Genomic DNA, 25,295 nt, shown 5'->3' with positions numbered 1-25,295 from the left:
CCGCCTCCTGTAGGATCGAGCGCCACCTTAAGGTGGCTCCGAAGGCCGCTCGCGAGCGGCCCGTAAATCAGCCGCTTTTAGCGGCTCACACATCGAAACCCCCCGGCTTTGCCGGGGGATTGTTAGTTAGGGCAGGCGGCGAGTTCAAACTAGGGCACCCCGTCCCGCTCTTCATGGCGGCTAGTCCTCCGGCGGCCCCGTGACGACGGGCATGACATCGATCCCGTCGCCGGGGAAGACGGTGATGTGCGGGTGGTCCTGGAAGAGGCCGGCGGCGGCGGCGATGTCGGCGGCTTCGACGATGACAAAGCCAGCGATCTGGTTCTGCGCATCGGCGATGCCGGACTTGGTGACGCGCTTGGTCTTGCCGACCATGACGTCGGTCGCGACGATCGCGGCGGCGTTGCGCTTACGCCACTCCTCCCACGCCTTCAGGCCGACCTTATCGATCGCCTCCTGCTCGGACTTGGGGCGCGCGCGGAAGGCGGCGATGTCTTCCGGCTTCATGGTGTAGACGGCGAGAAAGCGGGGCATGGGGCGCTCCGGCGTTGGGTTGTGCCTCAAGCATAGGCGCGGGCGCGGCGGGAGCCAGCGCTTCGTCGCCTGGAGCCGACCGCGCCGGCCCTGCTCACGCCGGCTTGTTGTTCCGCGCTCTTTTTCCGCTGTCGCGTCGCGCGGCTCGCGGCGGCGGCGTTCGCGCGGTCGAGCGCGTCTTGCAGGGGGGCGATGAGCGCCTTGCATTCGAGGCGCGTCTCCGCGTCGCCGTTCATGGCGCGGTATTCGACGTATTTTCGCAGGCGGGCGACCACGTCGAGCCATTCGGCCTCGGCGTCTTTGCCGTGCGTGACGCGCTCGAGCTCACCGCGGAGGAGGCCAAGGCCATCCGGATCGCAGTGCGCAAGCTCAAACGCACCTTCGGCAGCTTCAACCGTCTCGCCGCCATGAAGCGGGCACGGTCCGCCGCATCGCGTGCCACACCGGGATAGGGGCGAATCAGCGGGATTTCGACCCGAGCCGGGTGCGGTGGCGGTCCCGCAGGGGCGGGGTGCGGAGCGGCGGGGGCGGCGAGCGCCATGGGCTTGACCTATACGACCGGGAGGAGTGAGGGCAGAGTACCTCCAGGATATCGCTTGATGCGCCGCCAATACTTGCTCATCGCGTGGGTGCTCGGCTTCGGCTGCGCATCCCCACCGGCACCTTCGTCGCCGCCACCATCCACCGCAGCCGCGCCCGAAGTCCCAATCACGCCGACGCCGACGCCGACGTCGACGTCGACGACGTCGCCGACGCCGACGCCGCCCACCACAGCCGCGATCAAGATCCCGATCACGCTCGGATGGCGCCGGCTGACCCCATCAGGGATCGACTTGTTTCAGAAGCTCCAGAGCGGTGAGATCCGGCTCGGCATGACGCGCGAAGAGATCGTCCGCGTCTTGGAGCACGATCCGACGAGCACCGAGACCGATAGCGACGGGGACTGGCACTTCCATGCGATGGTCAACGGGCTTCGAGGCGATTGGAACTTCGACATCACGTACGGCTGTCTCTCGCGCCTGTCCTTCGAGGAGTACCGCGCCGTCGACAAGAACACGCTGGGCGGAGCGTCACCGGACGATCACGAGCAAGCGACGCGCGAAGTCGCCGCCAAGGCGCACGCGACGATGAACGATCTGACGCTCCTCTTCGGCGCGCCTATCCGCGTTCGCAAGGGCGGACGCGTGCACAAAAACGACACGAACGCGGTTGCCTCGCGCTACCTGCTCGACGCGCGATGGTCCACGCCATCGCAAAGGGTCAAGCTTTCTTCGATGACCGATTGGGGGAAAGGCGAGCTCTCGATCGTCACGCGGATCCTGATCGCGCCGCTCGCGGCGACCGAGGACGACGACTGACGGCCGCATTGCCGCCCCTTCCCACGCCCGGTGCGCGTCCGCGGGCGTGCAGGTTGCATCGCGCCCACGCCGAGGGTACCACCTCGAAGAGGCAGACGAGCCTCCGAACCCGCACCATGGCCCTCGAAGACGACCCGAAAGCCACCCCCTCGGCCGAGCTCGCCACGACCCGCGCCGTCCCTTACCCCACGAGCCGGCTCGCTGCGCGCATCGACCTGGTCGACATGGCCCAGGAGATCGAAAAAGCCGATCAGGCGCTCGGCATGGTCGTCGGGGGCAAGCTCGAGGTCATCCGCGACCAGATGCGCGCGCTCCAGGAAGAGGCGCGCCGCCTGCTCGACGAAGCGCGCATCTCGGCGCGCCTGCACCGCGCGCGTTGCAACTTCCGCAAGATCCCCGGCCGCGTCTACCACCTTTATCGGCGCAGCGAGGACGACCTTTATTTCTCGATGCTCTCGCCCGCAGAATGGGGCGGCTCGCCCCCGCACGCATTCGAAGGCTCTTATCGCCTCGAAGTCGACATGAGCTGGACGCCGATGAACGGCGCGAATGCCGAGCGCGACCGGACCCCCGAGGGACGCGCGCTCGTGCAGAAGCTCCTCTCGGAAGGCTGATTACTGGGTTCCGTCCGCGGCCGCGACCGCGGGCCGCCCATAAATGTGCCCGATCCGGGCAAACGATTCGACGGTATAAAGCGCGCCCGCCAGCGCCAGCACCGACGCGACCGCGAACTCAGGCCACCGAAAGCCTGCGCGCCGTTTTCCTCCGAGCGCCGCCTCCGCCGCATCGAGCGTCTTCGCCCGACGCGCGGGCGCGAGCGACGGCGCGGGCAAACCGCGGAGTTTTTCGAGGAGCGGATCGTCGTCACGGCCGTTCATCGTTTCACCTCATCCTATCACGGCGGCGTCTTTCCGCGCCGGTCCATCGAGCTTTTCGGCGAGCGCCGCGCGCGCCCGCGACAGCCTTTGCCGGAAGGCCTCGGGCTGGATCCCGAGCACCTCCGCGGCCTGCTTCGGTTCGAGCCCCTCGACCCCCACGAGCAAGAGCACCTCGCGGTGGGCCATGGGCAACGCTTCGAGCGCCTTCTCCAGCGCGACGATCTCGTCCCCCGCGTCCGGACGCGCCGATGGCCCCTCCGGCTCGGCGCCCTCCGCATCGAACGAAAGCCGCGTGAAATCCAGCGCGGCCCAGCGCCGCCACGACCGGAACTTGTTCCGGGCGATCGTGAACAGCCACGCCGCGAGATCCGTCCCGTCCGCGAGCCGTTCGGCGTGGCGGGCCACGGACACCCAGGTCTCCTGGTGCAGATCCTCGGCCACGTCGCGCCTCCGCGCGAGCCGCAGGAGGAAGCCGAAGATCCGGTCCGAGAACGACGCGTACACCACCCGCAGCGCCGCCTTGTCGCCCTTGCGGAGGCGTGCGACGAGCTCTGCTTCCTCGGCCCGGTCCATGTCGTCCCCCTCGAACACGGAACTAGCCCAGGCGTGACAGAAAAAAAATGCTGTCACGTTCGCCGCCGCCCGGTGTTCTTCGTGTCATGGGGACGGCGCCTTTCGGGTCCGCGCCGAGCCAAGGAGAACGAGCGTCATGAAAGGCTTCGATTTGTGGCAGTTTTTCGCCGAGGGCGGCTGGGGGATGTGGTCCACGCTCCTCTTCGGGCTCATCGCCGTCGGCGCCGCCGCCTGGTTCGCGCGCCGACCCGAGCCCCGACGCCTGGCCTTCACAGGCGCGATGTGGCTCACCCTCCTGACCGTCACGGCACACGCGACCTGGACGAACGTCGCCGCCGTGTGCTCGTACCTCGAAGATCCGCAGCGCGTCCCCGACGCGGAGATCGCCCGGACCCTCATCATCGGCCTCAAAGAAGCGAGCCGCCCCGGCGCGCTCGGCGGGATCTTCCTCACGCTGGTCCCGATCCTGCTCGGCGTGGGCGCGCTGCGCGGGCGCGCCTCGGATTGAGGCTCAGAGGGTGTTCCGCAGGCATCCGGACCTCACCCACCCCAACCCTCCCTCTCCACACCGTGGAGAGGGAGGGAGTTTCCGGCTCGATCCAGCGCCTTTCGCCCCCTCTCCGCCGCGCGGAGAGGGGGTCGGGGGGTGAGGTTCTGGGGCCGACGACGTCTGTGGAACACCCTCTCAGCGCGGTTCGAGCGCCCGAACCGCCCGCTCGATCTCGTCGAGCCGCGCCTTCGACGCTTCGTACCCGACCCGCCCGCGCACGGCGAGCGCCATCTCGTCGCGCAGAAAGCTCGCGGCGATCGCTCGAAAGCGCGCTACCTCCGCGGCGGCGGACGACGCACGGGAAAGCTCGTTCCCCCGGGCGATCACCTCGCGGGCCACTTCGAACGTGAACACCGGCGCGCCGCGGCCGAGCTTCGCTTCGAGCCAGTGCATCACGCTGCCCTCCCAGGGCTCGAGGTAATCGCAACGGCCCGTGCGTTCGTCGATCCTTTCCACCGGCGACGACCAATCGAGGTGGATGTCGTCGAGCGACGGATGACGCCGCTCCGGCTGCTCGCTCTTTCCGACGCAGAAATGCGTGCCTTCTTGCAAGGGCACGTCGACCTCGCGCCAGGTATCCGCGTCGGGCAGCTCGGCGCGCGGGCCCATGAACAAGGCGCGCGGCAGGAGCTTGATCGCGGGGCGGAGCTGATGCTCGAGCCCGCCCACGTACGCATCCCGCGCCACGCGTTTGCCGCGCTCCCCCATGAGCAGATCGTCGAGCCGCCTCCGCATCGCGGCCGGATTCCGGTAGACGACCTTGAACCCGGCGCTTCCGCCCCACCATTGATTGCGGATCCACTGGATCTCGCGCCAGGTCCCGAGCGTGCGATCGATGCCCTCGATGCGATGGAACAGCCGCACGAGCATGTTCACGGCCATCGGCCCGAGGCGATCGAGCGCGTCCCACGCCGTCTTCGGCGCGGGATCGCGGAACCCGAACATCAGGTTGTCCTGCGCGCCCGCCGCGCCGGCCAACCGGTCCACGAACGAGCGCACGATCGTCTCGCGGAGATCCTCGGGCAGCTCGGCGTATGGAGATTCGGCCGGCGGATCGGGGTGCATTCGGCTCATGATGACTCCATTCGGCCGGCTCCGGGGAAACCATCGCGGTCGAGCTCGTTCGTATGTATAGGTTCGGCGCCAAGCGCTCCGGCACGTCGATTGCCCAGGGGAACCCCTATCAACAAGAAGGGTCCAGACGGACCCGAGAGGGGAAACCATGGGAATCGGAAACCGGATCAAAGGCGCCGCCGAAGAGCTTGGCGGCAAGGCCAAGGAAGCCCTCGGCAACCTGACCGACGACGAGCGGCTTCGTCGTGAAGGCATCTCGGATCAGGGCCACGGACAGGGCCGGCAGGACGTCGAGAAGGCGGGCCAGCAGGTCGAGGGGACGTTCGAGAAGGCCGGCGGCCGCGTGAAGGGCGCCGCGGGCGCGCTTTCGGGCGACGAACGAAAGCAGGCCGAAGGCAAATTCGAGGAGCTGAAGGGCGAGGTTCGCCAGAAGCTCAACAAGTAAGACGTGCTGGGGCGCCGCTCCCGCCCAGCGCGCCGGGGCGGGAGCGGCGCATCCTTTTTTCGGCTTTCAGCTCGACGCTTGGTTCTCGAAGAGATCGCCAGCGTAGACGTACCAGAGCCCATTCTTGCCGCGCAGCAGCGTCTTCCGGAACGTGATCTCGTGCCGCTTTTGCAGGGCGAGGTAGAGCACCGGGAACAGGAGCGCGCCCCAGGGGCGGATCACGACGACCCCGAGCGCGGCGATCACGTTCGCCCACTGCGACCAGGCCTGGAGGGCCGCGTGGATCTCGACGACGGCCACGTCGCCGTCCTCGCGCACGATCGACGCGCGCTTCACCTTCGTGTTGCGGATGTAGCCGTGCCCGACGCGAAGGAACGTCGAGGCGTAGTCCTTCACGCCCGTCGGCGTGGCGAGCGAGAAGTCGCCGGGGCCCACGGGAAACTCGCCGAGGGACGGTTGACGCACGGTCTGGCTGCGCGCCGTGGGGGAGAGGCACGACCAGGCGTACCCTTCGCGACCCACCGCCATCGCGCGGAGGAAGCTCTTCAGCATCACGTCGGCCCCGACGACCCTGCTCCGCGGCGCGATCGAGAGGTCCACGGCGAGCAGAGCCCCGCCGAGGACGGCGAAGATCGACGTGAAGGCGAGCGAAAGGACGAACCCCTCTCCGCGCATCGGCGCGCCTCGCAGGATGCCGGCGAGCATGCCGAGGACCGCCGTCCCGCCGAAGAAGACGAGCACCATCGTGGCGATCCGCAGCCTGCTGCCCACCTCTTTGCGATCTCGCTCGACCTTCGACCTGTCATCGATGTGCTCGTTCAGCCGCTCGAGGGCCTCGGCGATCGAGGTGGTCGCGGGCGCGGGCGCGGGCGCGGGCGCGGGCTCTTTTTTCTTCTTCTTTTTCGCGCGCGCTTCCCCCGGCTTGGCCTCGGGCGGCGTGTAAGGGTTCACCTCGTCGCTCATCGCGCCCACCTAACCACGCCCCGTCGAGAGAGGCGAGCCCTTCGCGCGTTCCCTCGTCCGCTCAGCTCGGCTAGAACATCGATCGGTTTGACAACCGCTCGATGTTCTAGCCTTCTTTCGTCCCGAGGGAGACGCCTCGCGTCCCCCTCTCGTCCGGGCAAAGCCCGGCCGATTCACCCCCCGAGGCGAGCTCGCTTCGCGATCTCGCAGAGCGCCGAACTGTTCGGCGCTCTAGCATGCGGCCCGGACCGACCATGAGCCAGAACCTGGATGACGAGAGGTTTTACGTCTTCGACTGGGACGCCGTCTTCGACGTCGACGATTACCTCCACTTCTACGAGGACACCCTGCGCGCCGAACGCACGGAGCATCAGGTCGACGTCCTCGTCTCGCACCTCGGCATGACGCCCGGCATGCGCGTGCTCGACCTCGGCTGCGGCCACGGACGGCACGCCTTCGAGCTCGCGCGGCGCGGCTTCGACGTCGTCGGCATCGACCGCACCGAGGGCTTCGTCGAGCTCGCCCGCAGGGAAGCCGAGGCGTCCCGCCTCCCGATCGACTACCGCGTCGCCGATCTCCGCACGCTCGACGAGGAGGCGTCGTTCGACCGTGTCCTCTGCCTCTTCGACGTCTTCGGCCTGCACCGCGACGACGAGAACCTCGACGTCCTGCGCCGCATCACGCGCGCGCTCCGGCCCGGGGGCAAGCTCTGCCTCGACGTGCGCAACCGCGACTGGATGGTGCGCGCCCTCTTGCCCGTCACCATCCTGCAGAAGGGCCCGGATCTCATGATCGACCGGCACGTCTTCGACCCGGTCACGGGCCGCCTCGTCGATTACCGCATCCTCGTGCGAGACGGCCGCACGCGCGAGGCTCGCTTCTCCGTGCGCCTCTACCATTTCACCGAGATCCGCGCGCTGCTCGCCTCCGTCGGCCTCCACGTGACCGAGGCCTTCGGCACCTGGGACGGCGACCCGATCGGCCTCGCGCAGAACCGCATGGTGATCTTCGCCGAGAAGGACGACTGAGCCGCGCGTCACGCGCGCTTCTCGAAATGCAGCGCCTCGCCGTCGCTGGGGATGTGCACCCGCGCGGCGAGGCCTTCGGCCGCCATGCGTTTGCCGAGCGCGGCCCGCGTCGTCGGGCAATGATCGAGCGCCTCCAGGTGGTTCAAGACCACGTCTTTGGGCGCGCGCCGCGCGAGCGTGACGAGCTCGTCGACCGAGAAGAGGATGTCGCCCAGGCCGAAGTTCGCGGAGCCCGCCGGGGCGATGACGACGTCCGGCCGTAGCCGATCCAGGGCGGCGAGGAGGTCCTCGGTGAGCACGGCGTCGCTGGTCATGTAGACGCTCGGCTCCCCCGGATGCGCGAGGTGGTATCCGGAGACGGGCCCCATGAGCCACCCCGACAAACCGCGGCCGTGTTTCGCGGGGATGACCTCCACGGCCATTCCGAGCGCGCCGTCTCGCAATTCTCGCGCGTCGAGGCCTTTTCGTTTCAAGCTCGGGACGTCCTTGCGGCTTGCCCACACGGGGAGCCCGCGCGCGCGGATCCATTCCTTGCCCGCCGTATCCAGGTGATCCGGGTGCACGTGCGTGAGGATCACGCCTGTCGCCTGGTCGAGGCACGCCTTGGTTTCGGGCGGCAGCGGAACCAGCGGATTCGGGCGGCGTCCGCCTCCGAAAAACTTGAAGCCGGGCATGGAGCCGGCGTCCCCGAGCATGGGGTCGACGAGCAGTCGATGCTCGCCCAGCGTGAGGAGAAGCGTGGCGCTACGCAGGTGATGAATCTTCATGTCCACCAGGGTAGGTGTTGCAAGAACGGATGAAAGACCGCATGGATGGATTCCAGGCATCCGTTTTTGCATGGAGGCAAGCGTGGACTGGGATCTGCTCCGCACCTTCGAGACGGTCGCGCGGCTCGGCAATTTGACCGCGGCCGCGAGGGCCCTCGGCGTGAGTCAGTCGACGATCAGCAGGCAACTCGGCAAGCTGGAGGAGCACGCCGGCGCGCCGCTGCTCGTACGCGAGTCTCCCGTGCGCCTGACCGAGCGCGGCGACGCCCTGCTCGCGGCCGTCCAGCCGATGGTGGACGCCGCGCTGGTCGCGCAGTCGGCCCTCGAAGAGACGCCGAAGCTTTCCGGGGAGGTCACCTTGACGACGGTTGGTGAGCTCTTGCGCTGGGTGCTCGCCAGGGAGCTGCCCTCGTTTTACCAGGCCTATCCGAACCTGCGCCTCCGCATTCTCGCGGACAATCGAGTCAATAGCCTTGCCGCCGGCGAAGCGGACGTGGCGCTGCGGCTCGCGCGGCCTGCGCGCGGGGAGCTTTTCGCGCGCAGGCTGCACACGGAGACGTACGGCTTGTTTGCATCCGCGCTCCTTGCGCTGCATACCGACATCCCCTGGCTCGGGCTCACGGGCTCCCTCGCACACATCCCCGAGCAACGTCACGCCGCGCGTGCATTCGCGCGTCCGCCGCGCTTGCTCGTCGAGGACGTCGAATCGCTCGGGGTGGTGGTGGAAGCTGGGCTCGGCGTCGCCGTCTTGCCGCGTGGCCTCGCCGCGCGGCTCGAAGGCGTCGTGGAGGTCTCCCCGCGCTCCGTCGGCGCGCTCGACCTCGGCCCGATTCCGTCACGCGATTTCTGGATGGTCGTGCACCGCTCGAAGCAACGCGTGCCCAAGGTGCGCGCGGTCATGCAATGGCTGGGGGCGATCGACGCCTTCGACCGTCGCAGAACCTAGGGCGCGGCGTCACACGCCGGCGTGAAGTCCGCGCCGCCGAAGAATTCGTCCGCGAGCAGCCGCATCGCCTCGGCGTTCTCCGGCGGTCCGCACTTGAAGGGCCGGGAGGGCAGGGGTTTGTCGTCCAGCGCAAGGCGTTGCTCGCGGAAGAACCGGAGCGCGAGCTCGGCCGCGTACTCGCGCACGCCGCCGCGGGGCAGGAACGCGTAGAGCCTGCCGTTCATCGTCGTGTCCGTCGGCGCGTAGGGCAACAGGCATCGCCGATTGTCCTTGCAGCGCGTGACGATCCCCTCGTGCAGCGCGCCGAGCGTGCGGGTCGACCACTGCTCGTGCCACGCGTCGTTCAGGTGGAAGATCTCGTGGAACAACGTATCCCGCACGGCCTCCTCGGAGACGTTCACAGCGCCGAACAGGTTGTAGCCGATGTTCTGGTTCACCGCGAACGCGCTCGGGGCGCCGCCCTTCTCGGTGTAAAAAAATCGAAAATCGAGCGGTCGATCCCGCATCGTCACGCGTTTGCCCGTGCGGGCCTCGAGGGTCGCGAAGAAGCGCGCGTACCCGCGCATCGCCGTGAGGATCCAGACGAGGTGGTCGCGGTTCTGCCCCACGGGCCGCGCGGGCCGGAGCCGCACCTTCTGCCCGCGCCCGTCCTCGGTCTCCTCCTCGGGCAAGAGCCCCGCGAGCGAGCCCGTCTCCTCGTAGAGGTCGAGCGCGAGTTGTTTCGAGGGCGCGTTGTCGGCGTACCGCAGCGACAGCAAGCAACGCACGCGCGGCGCCTCGGCGAGCGTCTCGGGACAAGCCTCGCGGAGCTCCGTCGTGCGCAGGTGGGTCGCCAGGAAAAGGACACGCTCGGCCGCCTCGGCCCGCGCGGATTTCGGCGGCGGTGCGGGTGCGGGGGCGGACGCGGACGCGGGAGCGGAGGCGGGAGTGCCCTACGGGTCGAGCGATTCCGGACACTTGGCCACGTTCCGACGGAAACTCTGACAGATTCCGGGCGCGCGAGCGTCCGCGGGGGGCGCGTCCGCCGCGGGAGCTTCCGCCGGGGGAGCTCGGCCGGACGGGCGCGAATAGGCACTCCGGAAGCGGCGGGAAGGGCTCTTCCACGTTGCCCCGGATCGATTCCGCCTCGCGGATGTAGCCCTGCGTGGTGTCAAAATCGGCATGGCCGGCGCGCTGCTGGATCACCATGGGCCCGTCCTTCCGAAGCGCCATCCACGTGATCCCCGTCGCGCGGAGGTCGTGAAACGTGATCCGCTTGTGCGTGGCATCGGCGAGGTAGAGATCCGGCCGGTTGATCCCCGCTGCCTGTAGGCACTCGCGAAAGCTCGCCGCGGGCTTGTCGAGCGTGCCGAGGAAGATGTACCCCGTCCCGCCCTGCTCGGCGTGCATGACGCGGAGCAAAGGCACGAGGGCCGGCTCGAAGTAGAAGCGCCGAGACTTGCCGCCCTTGGGCTCCTTCTCGACCTTGCGGTAATCGTCCCACGCTCGACAGATGTTGATGATCCGCCGCTCTAGGTCGATGTCCTCCCATTTCAGCCGATCGAGCTCTGAGAAGCGCGGGAAGAGGTACACGGCGACGGCGAACAGACGGCGCCATGCAAGCGGGATCGCCTCGCATTGGACGAGGCGTAGGAACTCGTCGGGGTAGAGGTAGACCTTCGCCTTTTCGACGCCCCGATCGGGGGGCTCCACCTCGGACGCGGGGTTATCGTCACGCACGCGCAAGGCCGGGTTTTTGGAGCGGCAGGCATCCTTGAAGAGCTTTCGCACGGTGTCCCATACCCGCTTCGCGGTTTTCCAGGCGATCCGCTCGGCGTTCACCGAATCATCAAGGGACTTTACCGCCGCCTCGAGGTCTCGGCGCGTGATCCCTGCAATGGGCTTGCTCCCGATCATCGGCGAGATGTGCGCACGGATCGAGCCGCGATCACGGCTGATTGACGCATAACCGGCGCGCTCGCGTTCGTCGAGCCAGCGGTTTAGGTACTCGTCGAATGTCTCGCCCTTCGCGACGGGCGAGCCGCTGCGGCGCGTGTTCCGTTGCGCGTCGAGTATGCGGCGCGCTTCGTCGGGGTTGCTGGCCAAGTGGGCGGCCATGTCCTTCGCGCGAGCTTCGGATACGGGGGTTCCCTGAATCTCGGCGGGGAGGTGGAGCCGGACGTAGCGGCCGTCCAGAAGGATGCGAGCGACGAAATGATCGCCCTCTTTGCGCACCGATCCCGTTCGCGGACGGCCCATATTACCGGCCCTCCGCGTTGTACGGGTTGGATGGAAAAACGCTGGATCTCGACCAAAAAGGCGCTAAAAGGCCCATAGGTCAAACCTCGCTGTTGTCGGGGTTTGGCTCAGGGGTCCGTTCGGCGTGTTCAGCACCGGGCGGGCCCCGCTTTTTTGTTACTGCCCGTACAGGCGAGCACAAGCGGGGGCCGGCGTCAAGGTGCGCGTCGAGGGGGCCGGACCCGTAGGGCCTTCCTCGCCGCGTGGCTCGCCCGTCGTGGGGCTCGCGAGCCTGGGAGCTTCGTCCGCCCGTCCGCGCGTCGCGGGCGCGTCCACGGGCATCCTGGGACCGCGCGCGGGCCGCTCGCCTGCTACTCGGGCTCGGGGTCGGGCTCCGTCTCGCCGGTCCGGACGTCGCCGGACGGGCGGCGCGAACCTGCGAAGGGCTTGTCAAGCCACGCTTGGCCGACCTCGCCGAGCTCGTACTTGTGCCGCGTGTCGCTACCCTTGTTTTCGACGAATCCCTTTCTCAGCAGCCATGCCACGACGTCGTTGAATACGTCGCGGTTGCCTTTGACGTCATCGAATAGCTTCGTTTTGCTGATACCTGGACAGCGTTGCGTCGCGAGGAGAGCCTTTTTCATTGTGGGTGCCCACTGTTTCTTTTTCTCCTCCTCGGCCCGTTCCTTGGCTTCGTCCTCTGTCACCGCGACGATGTCGAGCGCCGCCCGCGGGTTGTCGCCTATCGGGATGTCGCGAAACTCGACGTAAATCGGCTCGAATGGCTCACCGTCTGAGTCTTCCGCGTCTTTGGTGAGCTCGATGCGCTTGGGCTCGCCCTTTTCGCCGGAGATCAGAAAAACGGCGCCCGCGTTGTCTCGGATAGTTGAAGAGCCGCGCAGCGCTCGCTTAGGATCGATGGCGGCATTGCTTCCGTCTCCCCCGCCCTTGCCAGTGTGGTGAATGATGACGAATCCAACATTGGCACCGGCTGCTACGCGTCGCATTAGGTGGAGAAACCGGCCTACGGTGGCCTTGTTATCGTCTTCCCCTGGGATCATCCCGAGAAACGCGTCGATGATTACCAGGTCGTAACCTCGCACATTGGCAAGCAATCGTTGCTCCGCGTCTTCGTCCGTGAGTGACATGGGAGGAAACGCGCGATAGCATAGCTGGCCCTGGACCTCCGCTCTCCAATCAATGCCCATGCCGCGGGCGAGTTTTCGATATCGCTTGAACGATGCCCGCTCGCCTTGATCTACGTCCAGGTGGAGCACGCGGAGTCTTCCGTTTGGCAAAAGCAGCTCGGAGCCCCATATCGCCCGTCCCGTGACGCATGCCAGAACGAGAGCCTGTAGGATGAGGGTTTTACCTGTTCCGCTGAATGCGACAACGATTGCCGGCCTAGCGCCGCGGCATAGCTGCAATCCACGAACGAGCCAGTCAGCATCCGATATCGGCGCCTCGAATATGTCAGCGGCCGATCGGACGGCGAATATATACCCGTCGGGCTCGGCAGGGGGCTTCGCGTCGCTCGGCTGCCGCCCTGCTACCTTGTCCAGGATCCACGGCGGCAAGGGCACGGGGGCAACCATGCCAGGGCCCGCACCGTCCCGGAACCTGTACGGGGAGCCGTCCTCGCTTGTGGACGGTTCAAGCACGACAAACGACCCGTCGCCGCGGAGGTACAGGCCACGATCCACCGGGAGCCGGCCCTTGATTGGATCTTCGGGCGCCTGGAATAGGTGCAGGGCTCCGCTGCTCGTATCAAGCCACGGAACGCCGGGCAGCTCGTGCCCTGCCTCGAGTGCATCATATATCGTGGCGGCGCCGTCTTCCGCGGGGTTGATCTCGAGGGCCACGATCCCGGACGTCGCGCCGGTAGGAAGGCCGATGTTCGCGTCCGGGCACTCCGCCCACCATTGACGGATCGTCGCCTCGTCGCACGTGGCGCGCTGGATCGCCTCGGGAAACCTCGGGTGTCGGCCCTTGCGGTCGCACGTCGGCCCGGCATCGCACGTGCAGGCGATAGCGTCCCCCTCGCCGTGTACGCCGTGCAGCGGGAAGACAGGCCACTTCCACGCCTTGGCGTAACTAAGGGCTGCGTCGAGTAGCGGGCCCATTGCGCCTCCGTGTTCCTTGGCCGCGTTGCCGTACGCCTTCGCCGCGCATCATGGCATCGCCGATCATGTCGGTCGTGATCTCCTCGGGCGCGAGCGCGCGCGCCTGGGGAGGCGGGCGGGGAGCTCGGGGCCGCGCGCCCTCCTGCGCTTCGATGAACGCGTGAGCCTCTTCCCGTAGGACGAGGATCGTCTTCCCGTCGGGCGCCTTGAAGCTCCGGAGCTTCCCTTGCACCGTGAGCCGCTCAAAGGCGCGTTCACCCCAGGGGAACGTTTTCTTGTCGTAGTACCGCGGTCCCTCGTCGCCTTTGGCCTGCTTCGCCGCTTCCTCACGCACGATCGTGACGAGCAGGGACGCGAGCGGGCGCAGGGCTTCCGCGACGTCGGGCACGGGGTCAACGGGCGGCATGCTCGGGGCCTCCCGGTTGGGCGCGCGCCGCTTGGCTCGCCTGGTAGGTCGCTACCATGTCGTCCCATTGACGCCGGGCGAGATCCAGCCGTTCGCGGACGGTCTGCCGTACGGCCTCGCCGTCGAGATACCGTAGCGCGGTCTTGTGCTCCGTTCCTGCGATGCCGGCGAGCACGTGGGCAAGCTGGGTCTTCGTGAGTAACTGCGTCATTGGCGGGGTTAAGAAGTAATCCCCGCGAAAGAAGCCGTCAAAGCTTACTTTCAAAGTAGTTCAATGAAAACATATGCTTACCTCGTGAGTAAGACTTACTCCGCCAGTAAGTCTTACTCCGCGAGTAAGCTTATTTTTTGCGCACTGATGGCTTGGGCTTTGGAAACCGCCGCGGGTCGGGGTCGGGGAACCGTTCCCTGTCGGCCTTGCTCCACAGCTTGCCGAAGTGATTGTTGAACGCTTCGAAGCGCTCGTTTTCGTCCTGGTACTTTTCGGCATACCCGAAAGCACCGACGCTGGCCGCTACCCGGGCAGCAGCACGGATCCAACCATTCGCACCCGGACCACGCTTACCCCATGTAATCTCTTTGACGCACTGATCAAATAATGTATTGTCGAGCTTGGCAAAAGCAGGATCGTAATCGGTCAGGACCGAAGTGGGAGCAAACTGGTGCACCCTTTCTGGGTCGTGCTTCGCGAAGTGCAGCCATGTCAATGCGCATTCACAGAACATCGAGAGAAAGCGCAGCTTAACGGCCTCCTTCTCGCGGGGGTTTGGGACGTCCCTCATCACGTTGAGCGCGAGCGGTATTCTGGCAAGGTCAAGACGTCGACCAGTGCGCAATGCATTCACGATATCACTAACCAGATCGTGTGCCTGACTCAATTCGTCATCCGTGACGTTTTCGGCGACAAGTGGGCGCACAGATTCATGCCATCCCCATTGCATGAGTGCGCGAATTATCTGACCCGATCTTTCATGAGCGGCGCGCACGCGTTCCCACTCCTCGGGCGTCAGCGAACTGCGTAACAGTTGGGCTACCGCGTCATCCGCGGGCGCGTCGTCGTTGTGGTCGGGGTCGGTGCTCATGGTCGAGCGCGGAGGCTACCGGCGCGCGGGTGCCGGGGTCTAGATCGGCCGAGCGCGTTCCCTGGCGCTCCCTCCGGCGTTCCCAGGCATTCCCAAGCGTTCCCAGCACGTTCCCAGGGGACGGGCGTCAAGGTCGAGTGTACATTCCCAAACATTCCCACGGGCGCGCGGTAGCTGCTCGCGTAGCGTTCCCAAGCGTTCCCAGCACGTTCCCAGGGCATTCCCATGCCTTCCCGTCGGTGCTCCCATCGGCGCTAGGCGAGCGTTCCCCGTTCCCCGCCCCTTTAGGGGCGGGAACGTGGGAACGTCTCCGCCGGGGCGCCGTCTCGGTGCGGGAAGTGAGAAGAACAGAGAGCGGGGTTACAGGTTCGGGAATCGGTGCGGCGGAGTGCCAAGGGGCGGGGTTTGGTGGCCCGGGGATGGCAGATTGCCAACACAGTGCGGGGGCTCGTCGGGCGCAAGGGAGGCGACTTTCGCGCGGCGGCCGAAGCGCGCCGGGATCGTGGTGAACGGCGGAGACGTCGCCGGGGTCGAGGGCCGGGCCGGCGTTGCCGCTCGCGTGCACGTCCCTCCTCGCCGCTCTTCTCGCCGGGCGGGTCGAGGTGATCGCCGTGGTCCTGGACGTCGAGCCCCACGTCGGCGGCATCGCCCGGGAGCTCGTCGCGGTCGAGCGCCGCGGGGTCGAGGTGGCGTCGACCTCGGGCCCGAGGGCATCGCCCTGGTCCTGCTCGTCGCTCGCGTTCCTGCCGGCCGGGGAACGCCTGGGAACGCCGGGAACGCCGGGCCTGCTCGCGAGCGTCGCCGGGGTCGAGGTCGGCGGGGTCGAGCGCGCCGGTCACCTCGAGAGGCCGTTGCGCAGAGAACGCAACCAAGGCTAGATCGCTGCCAAATCGGAGGCGCGGACACCTCAGACCGCGTGAAAGAGATCATGTCGAAAGGCAGGCAAACCCCGGAAGCCGTCGACTTCACAGTCGAGCACAACGGTGCGGAATATCGCGCAACGTACACGATCGAAGGGGGGGTGATGACCGTTCGTTATCGGGGGCACAGGAACGACGGCGCCCCTTCGGGCATACCCAAGCACGAATTTGCGCAGAGGCTTCTGCTTGAAATTATTAGAGATTTGACCTGATCAGTGCGGCACGCGCCCCCCGCTCGCGAATCGTGAACAGATCCGTTTGACGTTCACGACGCAACGAATCACACTGTTTCCATGGTTCGCTTCGACGCTCCGGACGGTGCCAAGTTCGCCACGTCTTGCCCCGGCGAGGGGTGGGTTTCCGTAGGCTGGACACGCCTTGACGCATGGCGGGGAGCTACGGGCTACCGGGAGCTCGCCGCGCGTCTCGGGTGTAGTCCGGGCCTGCTGACGGGCTGGAAACAAGGCCGAACGCCAGCGGCGCCGTACCTCGAAAAACTCGAAGCCCTGGCAGACATCCCCCCGATCGCGTGGTCCTGGTGGACACGTACCGGTGAGGGGAAGGCCGCGCCTTCCGCTACTTCGCGCACGGAAGCCCCGCGCACGGAAGCGGAAGCGCCGCCGTCGTCCGATGCGCCGCCCGTCCTCGGAACGACCGCGGAGGAGCTACGCGCGAGCGTCGCACGGCTGACGAAGATCCTTCAGGCGGGCAAGCTCTCCCCGGCGCAGATCGCGACGCTGGAAGGGAAGCGGATCACGGCCCTTACCGCGCTGGCGAAGCTCGAACAGACCGCATCGATCGAGAGTCACCCCGAGTTCGAGGGGGTCATGTCGGATCTCGTGGACGCGGTGTTTGACGCGATCGACGCGGCCGGGGTCGTGGTGAAGGCCGAGATCGGGATCGGGGCCCTGATCGCCGACCGTTTCGAGGCTCTACAGGCCAAGCGCCACGGGCGCGAGCCCCGACGAAACGCCGCGTAAACGGACCCGCAACGCGCGAACGAACGCACGGACGAACGCCGGAACGCGCGCGTCCGTGCGGCAAACAACGTCGAGCGCTGGACGTGCCACGTCCCGTGACCCCGCGCACGTTCTACGCGCTGCCTGCCGCGCAAGCACGGGTTAGCGAGCGGATTTCTTTACCGCCAACTCGTAAGCCGCCGCCTCCACGAACTCGTCGAATAACCTGTGTGTACGGAAAGCCCGTAAATCCTCGCGGCCGACGAACCGCTGACGTATCACCGCACAGATCCCAGCGTGGGAAACACTGCTGGATCTACTCATTGCATATCCAGCGATCCCCCTGACGATGCCGCGCCAAGAATTCTTTTGTTCAGAACCTTGGCAAACATCATCAAGAATGGAATTCAATATATCTTTCGAGCTACCCGCTGGTCGCGACACGGTAATGCTTTGGCCCTGCGGCAGTTCTACGGCGACCAGCATGCCAATGTCATAATCGACGCTCGTAATCAATGCTCCGGCTGCACGCATTTCCCGGCTCGCGTCTTCGCCCCATCGATCAGGCAAGCTCCAGTTGGAACGCGGGGCAACAGATCGATACTTAATACTTCCGTCAGCACTTACAATCATGAGAACGGTATCCGGTGGGCACACGCGCCCCATGCCCAGCACGGCCACAATGGGTGATACCTGCGATTCGTCGGCAAGTTTCAGGACGAAATCAGCCAGCGCACCACTTCGTTCCGATAAGCGTTGCTGCACCCATGCAATCGGAAACAGCAGTTCCGAGGCGAAACGATTGGCCTCTGCCTCCAGCGTCCGGAGCAAATCGTCATCGACGTGATACGATGCGTTTGCATGACAAAACATTGCTCCAACAGACCACGGAATGATCAAGTGCCCGATTTCATGGGCGAGCGTAAACCTTAGTCTCCTTGTGCTCGTCACATCGGACGACACCACGATCTTTGGCCTTGCGTTCGGGCGAGTGAGCAGCAGCGCATCCCAGCTTCCGGGAAAGCTCGCGTATTCGACATCCGCTAGTTTTCCTATGAGAGATTCAACAGGTACAGGCGGCGTAATCGCGTGCTTTTGGGCAAACAGTCTGGCGATGCGGCGCTCGGGCTCTAAGTCGTCTACAGGCGATTGGTCTGCTCTAGCCATTTTCGGATTGCCTCTGCCTCGGCTGGCGATGTTCCCCGCGCGGCCAGCGCAAGTGCGCTAGCTGCCGTGATTCCAACAAGCTGCTTGAGCGGGATCCCGTGCCGCTTAGCCATCAAAATGGTGCGTAGAGCTTCAGGTTTTTCGACGAATAAGGCGTATTCGTCGCGCGTGAGCCCCAACCACTCGTGCAATGGGCAATCGGCGTCGCTCTCGTGCCACGCGTCGATCTCGTCGTCGATCGTGTCGAGATCCAGAATTTCCCCGTCAAGCACGCGCTCGACGAATGTTTTTCGCTTAGACATCGATTGTTCTCCCTTTCACTGCATCCTTTATAAATTCGCCGGTCTCCGGGTCAACCGCGCCAAGGTGGCGGCCGCGCTTGTTGTAGACCTCTAGCTCTCCATGCAATCCATCCCATACATAGATGCGGGAGCCGTCACTGTTTGCCCATCGTGGTGCCCGCTCCCTTCGGGCCAAATGAACGAGCGCGCTTATGAATGCAGTTTTTGGAGGGGGAATGTACGTCATTCGGTTGGCTTCCGCGGATGTTGGTTCGTGTGTAGGGAAACAACCTACGCGGTGCGTTTGGATCCGGTGGCAGGATACCAGTGGGCAGCGATCCAAGACAAGATGGAAAGTTTCCAGCAGGGGATAGACAGCCTCGCCCATCGTGGTCTCGCCCGTGGGGTAGCAGGAGGCGAGCGCCGGCCATCTCCCCCGTCTGCCTCGCCCATCGTGGTCTCGCCCGTGGGGTAGCAGGAGGCGAGCGCCGGCCATCTCCCCCGTCTGCCTCGCCCATCGTGGTCTCGCCCGTGGGGTAGCAGGCGAGCGCCGGCCGGGCGAATAGCGGGCGAAAAATATCTGTCATCCGCCCCGATTGGCCCGTCCGCGCGTCGTGATTATGCGCGATCAAAGCCATATTGTCCCGCTCTAGGATCGCATTCCGGGATGGAGTTCTACCAAGAAAAACGTTCGTCCTTCGCTAAAATGGCTTGAACTCGCCACGTGAGCGCTCGTAGATCGAGGCTCGACCGCCCTACGCGGTCGGGAACGATGCACAATGCAGCGCAAGGGACCCGAGCGCCCGACGGGCGCGAGCGGGGCGGGATTCGTCCGCCTTTTTGCCAGAGAACGGCCGCGAATTGTAGCGAAGCTCCGCCGGCTCGGCGTGCACGAAGCCGACGCGGACGAGCTCGCGCAACGCGTGTTCTTGCAATACGCCCAGCTAAGCGGGGCGCCGCGGAACCCTGCCGAATGGCTCTTGCGAACGGCGTGGTTTCTCGCGATGAATTGGCGACGCCTCACCCGTCATAAGGTCGAGGTGCTCATGTCGGGGAGAGACCTGCAAAGGCACGCCCTCGACCCGTCGTCCTCGCCAGAAGAGCGCGCGGCGCTTGGGGAATGGCTCGATCGGGCCGAACGGCTGCCGCCCGTCGAGGGGGCCGCGCTGCGGCTCCACCTCGAGGGCTATTCGATCGAACAGATGGCGCGCAGGCTCGAAACCTCGCGCGCTACCGCTTGGAAACGATTAACCAGCGCCCGCAAGGCGCTTGTACGAGGAAGGTAATAGCGTGAAAAAGCAAGAAAACCACGACGCAAGGCTCCACTACTACCCCGACGGCCGGATCATGGTCGAGGTTCCCCACGAGATCGACGGGCGAACGGCCTTTCTCGTGTTCTTGCAGGAGCGGCCGGATCTGCACTTCGCAGGGTTCTTCCACGACGTTCCGACGGACCGACCGGGCCTCTTGCGACGCGAGAAGATCGCGCCCGGCGATGTCCCCAATTCGGACAACGTGCGGAATCGGGCGCGGACGATTGCGGGCCGCGCGATTGCGCAAGGTCCGCTACAGCGGCTCATCCGTGCCGTGGTCCGATGCTTCTACGGGGGCGCCGATTACTGGCATTGCCTGAACGACTGCCACGGCTTGCGCGACGTTGAGATCAAGGCGGACGATCCGCCGCCGTCGTCGGGGCCGATCTCGGGGGCTCCGCAGTCCGGGCCCGTCTCGACTCCGCCGCCCACCGATCGCAGCGCTCCGGGCGTCCCCTCGTCCGCGCGTCGCCCGTCGAGGTAGTCCGCCTCCGGAGCACGGTCCCGATGCAACCGGCGCGCGCTCGCGTCGATGTTCTGACATGAGCACGACGATCCGCGTCTACTTCGGTCCCCACCTTCACCCGCTCCGCGTCCCCCCGCTGCCCTACTCGGGCCTCGCTTGCGTGGAGAGCTCGCGTACACGTGCGGGCGGATTGTCTGGTTTGGCCTGTCGATCGGGAAGGGGTGAGAGACCCCGGGCGAGCTCTCGATGGTTCGCCCGGGCCATGGGAGCCGCCTACGCCTTGCGCCGCTTGCGGATGCTCGTGACGCCGGATGTCTGCCGATCCTGCGTCGCGCGACGGGGCCTCGCTCGAACTATATTCCCGGCGAAAAACTATCCTACTGGATAACCATGCACAGGCGATGTCGTCACTCTGGTGCTCTGCACCACAGTCGAATGGGCCGGATGTACCTGCGGGGAAGCACGGCAAACACGCGGACGAGATGCTACGATCCCGTTACGGCAGATGGCATGCCATTTGCTGTACTGAGCACTCGCATGACTCTCGCGGTAAATTCCCCCACAGTCCATGCCGATTTCCTATCGGATCTTCGCCAGCACTTCCTTCTCCGGTTCAACCTTCTGGATCCGGACCTCCGGCCTCACCCCGAGGAGGATACCGCGGAAGTCTGCGTGCGTTACTTCTCCGAGAAGCTCCGCCGGATCGAAGAGAGACCGCGCACTGTTGTCTGGTCGCGCGAACTTCGCGCGAAAGAGCTTCCCGAAGAGCTCCGCACTGCCCTGTTTGCAATAGAAGCCTCGTCTCTGGCCGGCCTCGATCTCAATCCGCACCTAAGCAAGACCATAAAGAAGGCCGGATACAACGATATGCTGCTCAATGATTGGGGCATCCATCACATGCACCTAGGGCCACCCTCGACTGGAACGGACTTCTTCGTGGGTCGCCGAGACGAGCTCTTGTTTGTCTGGCCAACAGTTGACAAGCTGTATTTCGTAGATGTGTTGGGGCACGGGCATTTTTCAGACGACACGCTGATCGAAACGACGCATCAGAATTGGCCGCACCTTTTGGAGCCTTATCGCTGTACGGACGTGGTAGTACCGGATCCGATTTCTTCCGAAGAACGCACGCTATTAAGGCGGCCCAGCAAATTCGGGGGCGGGTGCTTGCTCGCAGCGACAACGGTTCGCGACGGTACGGTCTATTTTACGCCTGGCGGTGGCTATTCAGTGGGAGGGACTAATCGCAAGGCGCGCGATGTTGCTTATTGTTATCTCAATGAGGCCAGTCGATGGCAGCAATGGTGCAAGAGCAATGCGTCAACGGTGTCGCAATGGGTCCACCAGCGGACGGGTAGATGGCTGCCAGAGCTTCGACTTAGTCTCCAGCTACTTTCAGACCAAATGATTGTCGTGGAGACGCAGACCCGGGCGCGCTTTTCGATACACTTCGGGGCGTGATCCTCAACTCGCCCGGGGGTCGGAAAGTGCGGCCTACGCCTTCCGCCGCTTGCGGGTGCTCTTGACGGCCGAGACGGGGGCATCCTGGCCTGGCGTCGGGGGCTCGCCGAGGAGAGCGTCTAGGGCTCGCACGGCGCGCCGCGCGCCTTCGATGTCACCCACTGCAATCGACGCGTCGAGGGCCGCCCGAACGGCCGCGGTTGCCTGTAGCAATGGGCTCGCCGGGGGGGCCGGCGTTCCCGTCGCCGGGGTTCCTGTCGGTCCCTCGGGTTCCTGTCGAGTAGCTGTCACGCTACCAGGGATCGCGGGGTTAGGCGTTCCGATCGGCTCGCCCGTCTCCCCCGGAAGGGGGCCGATTCCCGCGGGTTCCGGCTCGATCGGCTCCACAAGGTCGCAGCGGGAGCGGAAGCGGGAGCGGAAGCGGAAGCGGTCGCGGCCGCGCGGTGCGGGGGCGACGCCGGCGGAGGCGCGCCGCAGCCGGCCGCGGCCACGATCCATCCGACGAGCAACCCGAACCCTCGACGCACGTCGTTATTGTCGCGTTTTACCGCGGAAAAGGAAAGGGTTGCCTGTGCCCCCGTGCGCGCGCTCGTGCTCCGGTCGTCCTGCCATCACGGAGCCTTTGCGCTCGGCGAGCCGCACGCATCGAGCGCACGCTGGGTGAGCTCGTGAAGCGGTTCGGGCAGCGACGATAGCTTCGAGGTCGCAGGCAGTGGCCAGACGTCGCTGACGGTGAAGATTCCTGCATTCGTCGTATACGTATGGACGACGATCGCGTCGCCTCCGGTGAGCCGCAGGAAGTCGATCTCATCGTGAACGTCCATGTCGTATCGAATCTCGAGCGCAGAGAGGATGCGCTCTCGAGGGACCAAAAACTCCCTCGTGCGCTGCTCGCCGGGCATCACCGTGACCAGACCTTTGTCGGCTTCGCGCTCGCGGGCGTACGGGGAATCCAGCGGAACACTCGACGCGGTCTCTGCCGAATACCCTGACTGCGAGATCGCGCGATCGCAGTGAACGACGACGTCAATCCCCTCGACGTCGCTCGGCACGCGGATGGAAGCGCGTGCATGATCCCCGGGGGGCCGCGTGGCGGGACGAGAGCATCCGGAAGCCGCCAGCAATACCGCCAAACCGAGCCATATGGCACGCATCCGACAACTCTCCACAGGTCGCTCCTCCGGCCGATCCATGAGCCACGCGGCGCCGCCGACGCTAGCGCCTCCACGCGGTCGCGCGCAAGCCCGTGACATGACCCCGTGCTCTTGCGGCTTGTTATGACGTAGCGGCGCGAGTGCCTGCGCTGCGCGTGGTCGATCCGAGCCGAATACGTGACGATGAGCGCGTGGCCGTGGTGAAGGGATTGGACGTACATGCGGGAACGGCGATCGATGGTCGGGATCGGAAACGCGTGGAGCGGGTGTGCCGGTATCTGGTGAGGCCGCCGATTGCGACGGAGTGTCTCGGGGTTGTCGGCGAGAACGCCCGATACGAGCTCAAAAAAGTGTGGCGTGACGGGACGAGGTGCGTCGTGCTGGATCCCTACGACGTTTGGCTCGGGTATGCGCGGTGGTGCCGCCGCCGCATTTTCATATGGTGCGATTTCACGGCGTGCTCGCACCGAATGCGGCATTGCGATAAGAAGTCGTGGCATCGGCACGGCCATCGGCGCCTCTGCGCGTCGCGTCGTCCGAGCACCATTGCAGTTGCCGCTGTTCGGTGAGCTGTTTCATGTAGGTGGCCATTCTGAAGCGAACGGTCGCCGGAAGCCGTGGGCGTGGCTTCTGCGGCATGTATTTGCCATCGACGTGACGGTATGTCCGAAGTGCGAGGGCACGATGCGATGGCGAAGTGTCGCGCTCATACCGGATGCAATTCGCGTGCAGATTGGCCCGTGCAGGGCTCTCGGCGCGTGGACCGCCAATGCGCAAGAGGGTGCCTATTGGGCAACTCTGCTTGCCGTTTCCCAAGGCGCGCCGGCTGGGACAACAATAATGGGCGGCTTCGGTGAACGTCTCGCGCTCGCTGTTTGCAGGCGCCGATGCATAGGGTTGTTCACCCTAAGCGCCGGTGCGCCCATGTCGCCACGATCGACTGGAATCGTACCCTACAAACCATGCCCCATGCGGCCCCTGATGCCCGCCGAGGTGGACGTACCGCGCTTCGGGCACTGGATCCCCATCCGCGTGGAAGAAGGCTAGCTCTCCCGGGGTTCGCTCCTACCACGACCCGCCGAGCGCGGTGCGGAGCGTCGCGACCTTCCCTTCCTCGAAGCCGAAGCCGAGCGTGTCGTCGAGCGCGACGAGCAGACCGAGGCGCGCATAGAAGCCGCGCGTGGGTTCGTAGCTGAAATACGGCTCGAGGGCCGTCTGGGCCTTGTCGTCCTCGCGGGTCGGGAAAAACACGGTCTGCACGCGCAGGCCGCCGCCCACGCCTGTGGAGGCGCGCCCCGCGATCTCGCTGTGGGCTTCGAGGAAGAGGTGGGTGCGATCCGCCAGGTCCCCGACGGGGAAGGCGACGATGGACGCGATATCCGCGCGGTAATAAAGCGTGGGCAAGATGCGGAGCTCCAGGCCGCCGCGCCCTCGGGCGAGGATCGAATCGAGGAAGAACCGGTGCAGGTCCGCATAAGCGCGATTGCGGCTGGCCACGTCGTGGCGCATATGGATGTAATTGGCGAGGGGCAGCCACACGAAGTAATCGACGGTGGCGCTGCCCGAGCCGAGGATCTCCTCTCGGTCGGTGAACGAGGTCGGGACCGAGAACGTGCCGCCCGCGTGAAACGCGAGCCGTTCGCTCACTTTGCCCGCCCAGTGCGCGCCCAGGGTGAGGTTTCCCATCGTGGCCTCGGTCTCGCGCACGTCGGCGGGGGGGATCCGGTAATCCCAGACGGCCCAGGGGACGTCGAAATCGAGATACACGCCGCGGGCAATCTTCACCTGGCCCGCGACGCCCCAGGTGAGCGAATGCGCAGTCCCGAGCGCGGGATCGTCGTAGGACCAGACGTCGAACTCGAGGGCGACGCGGCTCTGCTGGGCTCTGGGAACCCAGGCGTCCCCGTCGGCGGCGCCTGCCATCCCGGGAAGGAGCAAAACGAACGAGACCGCGGATGCTGCCAGAAGCCGAGAAAACATGACGGTGAGCCTACCATTCGCGCGCCGCAGGGCAAACAAAGGCCTTCGGCGGCGCTGGGGACCGGCCCGACGAGCGTCGGAGTCTCGGCCGGGCACGGAGGAGCGTCGATCGCCGGGCCGGACGAGAGGATCACGGACCCGTCCACCACTTGCGGGCTCTTCGGCCTGCACGTGTCCGAACGCGTTGCGGATGGTCCCGCCCAGGCAGGCCACTTCCCGGCCCGGCGCCACCCGGTAGCTCGGGCCCCCGCCCATGCTCCCTCCGAGGTTTACACTGCGACTGTGATGCCAAGTAGGTGGCTCGAATGCAGGCACAAGAAGCCGCAATTTTCGCACTGTGCGACCACCATAGGTATGTGGGGTACCCGAGTTGACCAGCATGGTAGTCCTTCGTCGCAACGATGTAGTACAGATCCTCGTAGAGGCCGATAGACCCGGCGCTGCACATCGGGCATCCATTGTTGAGCTTGCTCTCCAACGCCGATCTTGCTGCCTCTCGGGGAGATTCTCCTAGAACGTCGATCAGTTCAGAACCACGAGCAGTTACAAACACTTGCGTGGAGATGATCGACAAACCGGCGTGGATGTGATCCACTCGTCCGGGCTCGCCCAGCCGACCGAGGGATCCGCCATGTCGACCTCCGTACCCC

General features: G+C 65.7%; 31 protein-coding genes and 1 pseudogene. 14 read left to right on the top strand and 18 right to left on the bottom strand.

Annotated elements, in window-relative coordinates:
* Window positions 1-180 precede the first annotated feature (180 nt).
* On the bottom strand, window positions 181-534 hold the full coding sequence (locus KEG57_RS52945) for a YciI family protein (protein WP_272428853.1): 354 nt from the start codon (window positions 532-534) through the stop codon (window positions 181-183).
* 179 nt (window positions 535-713) lie between these two features.
* Here KEG57_RS52945 and KEG57_RS52940 point away from each other — a divergent pair, with 179 nt between their 5' ends.
* The 3 genes from KEG57_RS52940 to KEG57_RS52930 all read left to right on the top strand — a co-directional run bounded on the left by KEG57_RS52940 (window position 714) and on the right by KEG57_RS52930 (window position 2,506).
* The gene (locus KEG57_RS52940; RefSeq protein WP_272460006.1) at window positions 714-986 is read left to right on the top strand and encodes a hypothetical protein; all 273 of its coding nucleotides are present in this window, start codon (window positions 714-716) and stop codon (window positions 984-986) included.
* Between the two features lie 147 nt (window positions 987-1,133).
* The gene (locus KEG57_RS52935) at window positions 1,134-1,892 is read left to right on the top strand and encodes a hypothetical protein (RefSeq protein WP_272428850.1); all 759 of its coding nucleotides are present in this window, start codon (window positions 1,134-1,136) and stop codon (window positions 1,890-1,892) included.
* A 116-nt stretch (window positions 1,893-2,008) separates the two neighbouring features.
* A complete protein-coding gene (locus tag KEG57_RS52930; protein WP_272428849.1) occupies window positions 2,009-2,506 on the top strand; it encodes a DUF2452 domain-containing protein in 498 nt (165 codons plus the stop codon).
* Here KEG57_RS52930 and KEG57_RS52925 read toward each other — a convergent pair whose 3' ends face one another.
* Both KEG57_RS52925 and KEG57_RS52920 read right to left on the bottom strand, forming a co-directional pair.
* A complete protein-coding gene (locus KEG57_RS52925) occupies window positions 2,507-2,770 on the bottom strand; it encodes a hypothetical protein (RefSeq protein WP_272428848.1) in 264 nt (87 codons plus the stop codon). It lies immediately after the preceding gene.
* A gap of 9 nt (window positions 2,771-2,779) precedes the next feature.
* A complete protein-coding gene (locus KEG57_RS52920) occupies window positions 2,780-3,343 on the bottom strand; it encodes an RNA polymerase sigma factor (protein WP_272428846.1) in 564 nt (187 codons plus the stop codon).
* A gap of 136 nt (window positions 3,344-3,479) precedes the next feature.
* On the opposite strand from KEG57_RS52920, the gene KEG57_RS52915 reads away from it, so the two are divergent.
* Complete coding sequence (locus KEG57_RS52915) at window positions 3,480-3,851, top strand: hypothetical protein (protein WP_272428844.1); 372 nt, start codon at window positions 3,480-3,482, stop codon at window positions 3,849-3,851.
* Window positions 3,852-4,028: 177 nt separating this feature from the next.
* Here KEG57_RS52915 and KEG57_RS52910 read toward each other — a convergent pair whose 3' ends face one another.
* On the bottom strand, window positions 4,029-4,967 hold the full coding sequence (locus KEG57_RS52910; protein ID WP_272428842.1) for a hypothetical protein: 939 nt from the start codon (window positions 4,965-4,967) through the stop codon (window positions 4,029-4,031).
* A gap of 148 nt (window positions 4,968-5,115) precedes the next feature.
* On the opposite strand from KEG57_RS52910, the gene KEG57_RS52905 reads away from it, so the two are divergent.
* Entirely contained in the window at window positions 5,116-5,412 is a 297-nt protein-coding gene (locus KEG57_RS52905; RefSeq protein WP_272428841.1) for a CsbD family protein, read from the top strand.
* 66 nt (window positions 5,413-5,478) lie between these two features.
* Here KEG57_RS52905 and KEG57_RS52900 read toward each other — a convergent pair whose 3' ends face one another.
* Entirely contained in the window at window positions 5,479-6,375 is an 897-nt protein-coding gene (locus tag KEG57_RS52900; RefSeq protein WP_272428839.1) for a hypothetical protein, read from the bottom strand.
* A gap of 254 nt (window positions 6,376-6,629) precedes the next feature.
* On the opposite strand from KEG57_RS52900, the gene KEG57_RS52895 reads away from it, so the two are divergent.
* On the top strand, window positions 6,630-7,403 hold the full coding sequence (locus tag KEG57_RS52895) for a class I SAM-dependent methyltransferase (protein ID WP_272428837.1): 774 nt from the start codon (window positions 6,630-6,632) through the stop codon (window positions 7,401-7,403).
* An 8-nt stretch (window positions 7,404-7,411) separates the two neighbouring features.
* Here the strand turns inward: KEG57_RS52895 and KEG57_RS52890 are convergent, their stop codons facing one another.
* Entirely contained in the window at window positions 7,412-8,170 is a 759-nt protein-coding gene (locus tag KEG57_RS52890) for an MBL fold metallo-hydrolase (RefSeq protein WP_272428835.1), read from the bottom strand.
* Between the two features lie 70 nt (window positions 8,171-8,240).
* Here KEG57_RS52890 and KEG57_RS52885 point away from each other — a divergent pair, with 70 nt between their 5' ends.
* The gene (locus KEG57_RS52885) at window positions 8,241-9,116 is read left to right on the top strand and encodes a LysR family transcriptional regulator (RefSeq protein ID WP_272428834.1); all 876 of its coding nucleotides are present in this window, start codon (window positions 8,241-8,243) and stop codon (window positions 9,114-9,116) included.
* Here KEG57_RS52885 and KEG57_RS52880 read toward each other — a convergent pair.
* From KEG57_RS52880 to KEG57_RS52860, 6 genes and pseudogenes are all read right to left on the bottom strand, one after another.
* Entirely contained in the window at window positions 9,113-9,883 is a 771-nt protein-coding gene (locus KEG57_RS52880) for a hypothetical protein (protein WP_272428832.1), read from the bottom strand. The two genes, KEG57_RS52885 and KEG57_RS52880, sit on opposite strands and share 4 nt — an antisense overlap.
* Window positions 9,884-10,250: 367 nt before the next feature.
* A pseudogene (locus KEG57_RS56400) lies at window positions 10,251-11,213 on the bottom strand (tyrosine-type recombinase/integrase); the annotation flags it as partial.
* A gap of 491 nt (window positions 11,214-11,704) precedes the next feature.
* On the bottom strand, window positions 11,705-13,456 hold the full coding sequence (locus KEG57_RS52875; RefSeq protein ID WP_272428831.1) for a bifunctional DNA primase/polymerase: 1,752 nt from the start codon (window positions 13,454-13,456) through the stop codon (window positions 11,705-11,707).
* Complete coding sequence (locus KEG57_RS52870) at window positions 13,428-13,862, bottom strand: hypothetical protein (RefSeq protein WP_272428829.1); 435 nt, start codon at window positions 13,860-13,862, stop codon at window positions 13,428-13,430. The genes KEG57_RS52875 and KEG57_RS52870 overlap by 29 nt, the downstream gene beginning before the upstream one ends.
* Complete coding sequence (locus tag KEG57_RS52865; RefSeq protein WP_272428828.1) at window positions 13,849-14,073, bottom strand: hypothetical protein; 225 nt, start codon at window positions 14,071-14,073, stop codon at window positions 13,849-13,851. The genes KEG57_RS52870 and KEG57_RS52865 overlap by 14 nt, the downstream gene beginning before the upstream one ends.
* Before the next feature lie 130 nt (window positions 14,074-14,203).
* The gene (locus tag KEG57_RS52860) at window positions 14,204-14,944 is read right to left on the bottom strand and encodes a hypothetical protein (protein WP_272428827.1); all 741 of its coding nucleotides are present in this window, start codon (window positions 14,942-14,944) and stop codon (window positions 14,204-14,206) included.
* Between the two features lie 611 nt (window positions 14,945-15,555).
* Between KEG57_RS52860 and KEG57_RS52855 the strand changes: the two genes are divergently transcribed.
* The 3 genes from KEG57_RS52855 (at window position 15,556) to KEG57_RS52845 (ending at window position 16,844) form a co-directional block, all read left to right on the top strand.
* Entirely contained in the window at window positions 15,556-15,822 is a 267-nt protein-coding gene (locus KEG57_RS52855) for a hypothetical protein (protein WP_272460005.1), read from the top strand.
* A gap of 38 nt (window positions 15,823-15,860) precedes the next feature.
* Entirely contained in the window at window positions 15,861-16,076 is a 216-nt protein-coding gene (locus KEG57_RS52850; protein ID WP_272429028.1) for a hypothetical protein, read from the top strand.
* 81 nt (window positions 16,077-16,157) lie between these two features.
* Window positions 16,158-16,844, top strand: coding sequence for a helix-turn-helix domain-containing protein (locus KEG57_RS52845; protein WP_272429027.1), 687 nt, complete (start codon window positions 16,158-16,160; stop codon window positions 16,842-16,844).
* Window positions 16,845-16,985: 141 nt separating this feature from the next.
* On the opposite strand, the gene KEG57_RS52840 is transcribed toward KEG57_RS52845, so the two are convergent.
* From KEG57_RS52840 to KEG57_RS56395, 3 genes are read right to left on the bottom strand one after another with little or no spacing between them, the layout of a single operon-like run.
* Window positions 16,986-17,990: an ImmA/IrrE family metallo-endopeptidase gene (locus KEG57_RS52840; RefSeq protein WP_272429026.1), complete on the bottom strand. Its 1,005-nt coding sequence runs from the start codon at window positions 17,988-17,990 to the stop codon at window positions 16,986-16,988.
* Window positions 17,963-18,292 (bottom strand): hypothetical protein, encoded by a 330-nt coding sequence (locus KEG57_RS52835; RefSeq protein ID WP_272429024.1) that lies wholly within the window; start codon window positions 18,290-18,292, stop codon window positions 17,963-17,965. Before KEG57_RS52835 ends, KEG57_RS52840 begins: the two co-directional genes overlap by 28 nt.
* Entirely contained in the window at window positions 18,285-18,518 is a 234-nt protein-coding gene (locus KEG57_RS56395; protein WP_272429022.1) for a colicin E3/pyocin S6 family cytotoxin, read from the bottom strand. Before KEG57_RS56395 ends, KEG57_RS52835 begins: the two co-directional genes overlap by 8 nt.
* 532 nt (window positions 18,519-19,050) lie before the next feature.
* Here KEG57_RS56395 and KEG57_RS52825 point away from each other — a divergent pair.
* The 3 genes from KEG57_RS52825 (at window position 19,051) to KEG57_RS52815 (ending at window position 21,511) form a co-directional block, all read left to right on the top strand.
* Window positions 19,051-19,557, top strand: coding sequence for an RNA polymerase sigma factor (locus tag KEG57_RS52825; RefSeq protein ID WP_272429020.1), 507 nt, complete (start codon window positions 19,051-19,053; stop codon window positions 19,555-19,557).
* A 4-nt stretch (window positions 19,558-19,561) separates the two neighbouring features.
* Window positions 19,562-20,068: a hypothetical protein gene (locus tag KEG57_RS52820; RefSeq protein ID WP_272429018.1), complete on the top strand. Its 507-nt coding sequence runs from the start codon at window positions 19,562-19,564 to the stop codon at window positions 20,066-20,068.
* Between the two features lie 654 nt (window positions 20,069-20,722).
* On the top strand, window positions 20,723-21,511 hold the full coding sequence (locus tag KEG57_RS52815; RefSeq protein WP_272460004.1) for a hypothetical protein: 789 nt from the start codon (window positions 20,723-20,725) through the stop codon (window positions 21,509-21,511).
* 611 nt (window positions 21,512-22,122) lie between these two features.
* Here the strand turns inward: KEG57_RS52815 and KEG57_RS52810 are convergent.
* Window positions 22,123-22,563 (bottom strand): hypothetical protein, encoded by a 441-nt coding sequence (locus KEG57_RS52810; protein ID WP_272429015.1) that lies wholly within the window; start codon window positions 22,561-22,563, stop codon window positions 22,123-22,125.
* A 472-nt stretch (window positions 22,564-23,035) separates the two neighbouring features.
* Between KEG57_RS52810 and KEG57_RS56390 the strand changes: the two genes are divergently transcribed.
* On the top strand, window positions 23,036-23,152 hold the full coding sequence (locus KEG57_RS56390; protein ID WP_372518254.1) for a transposase: 117 nt from the start codon (window positions 23,036-23,038) through the stop codon (window positions 23,150-23,152).
* Here the strand turns inward: KEG57_RS56390 and KEG57_RS52805 are convergent.
* Window positions 23,116-23,244 (bottom strand): hypothetical protein, encoded by a 129-nt coding sequence (locus KEG57_RS52805; RefSeq protein ID WP_272460003.1) that lies wholly within the window; start codon window positions 23,242-23,244, stop codon window positions 23,116-23,118. The genes KEG57_RS56390 and KEG57_RS52805 overlap by 37 nt on opposite strands.
* Window positions 23,245-23,730: 486 nt before the next feature.
* Entirely contained in the window at window positions 23,731-24,645 is a 915-nt protein-coding gene (locus tag KEG57_RS52800; RefSeq protein WP_272460002.1) for a hypothetical protein, read from the bottom strand.
* Window positions 24,646-25,295: the final 650 nt, after the last annotated feature.

Source organism: Polyangium jinanense, from assembly GCF_028435365.1.
Note: the sequence above shows the minus strand (reverse complement) of the source record. Positions and strands in the feature narration are given on the sequence as shown.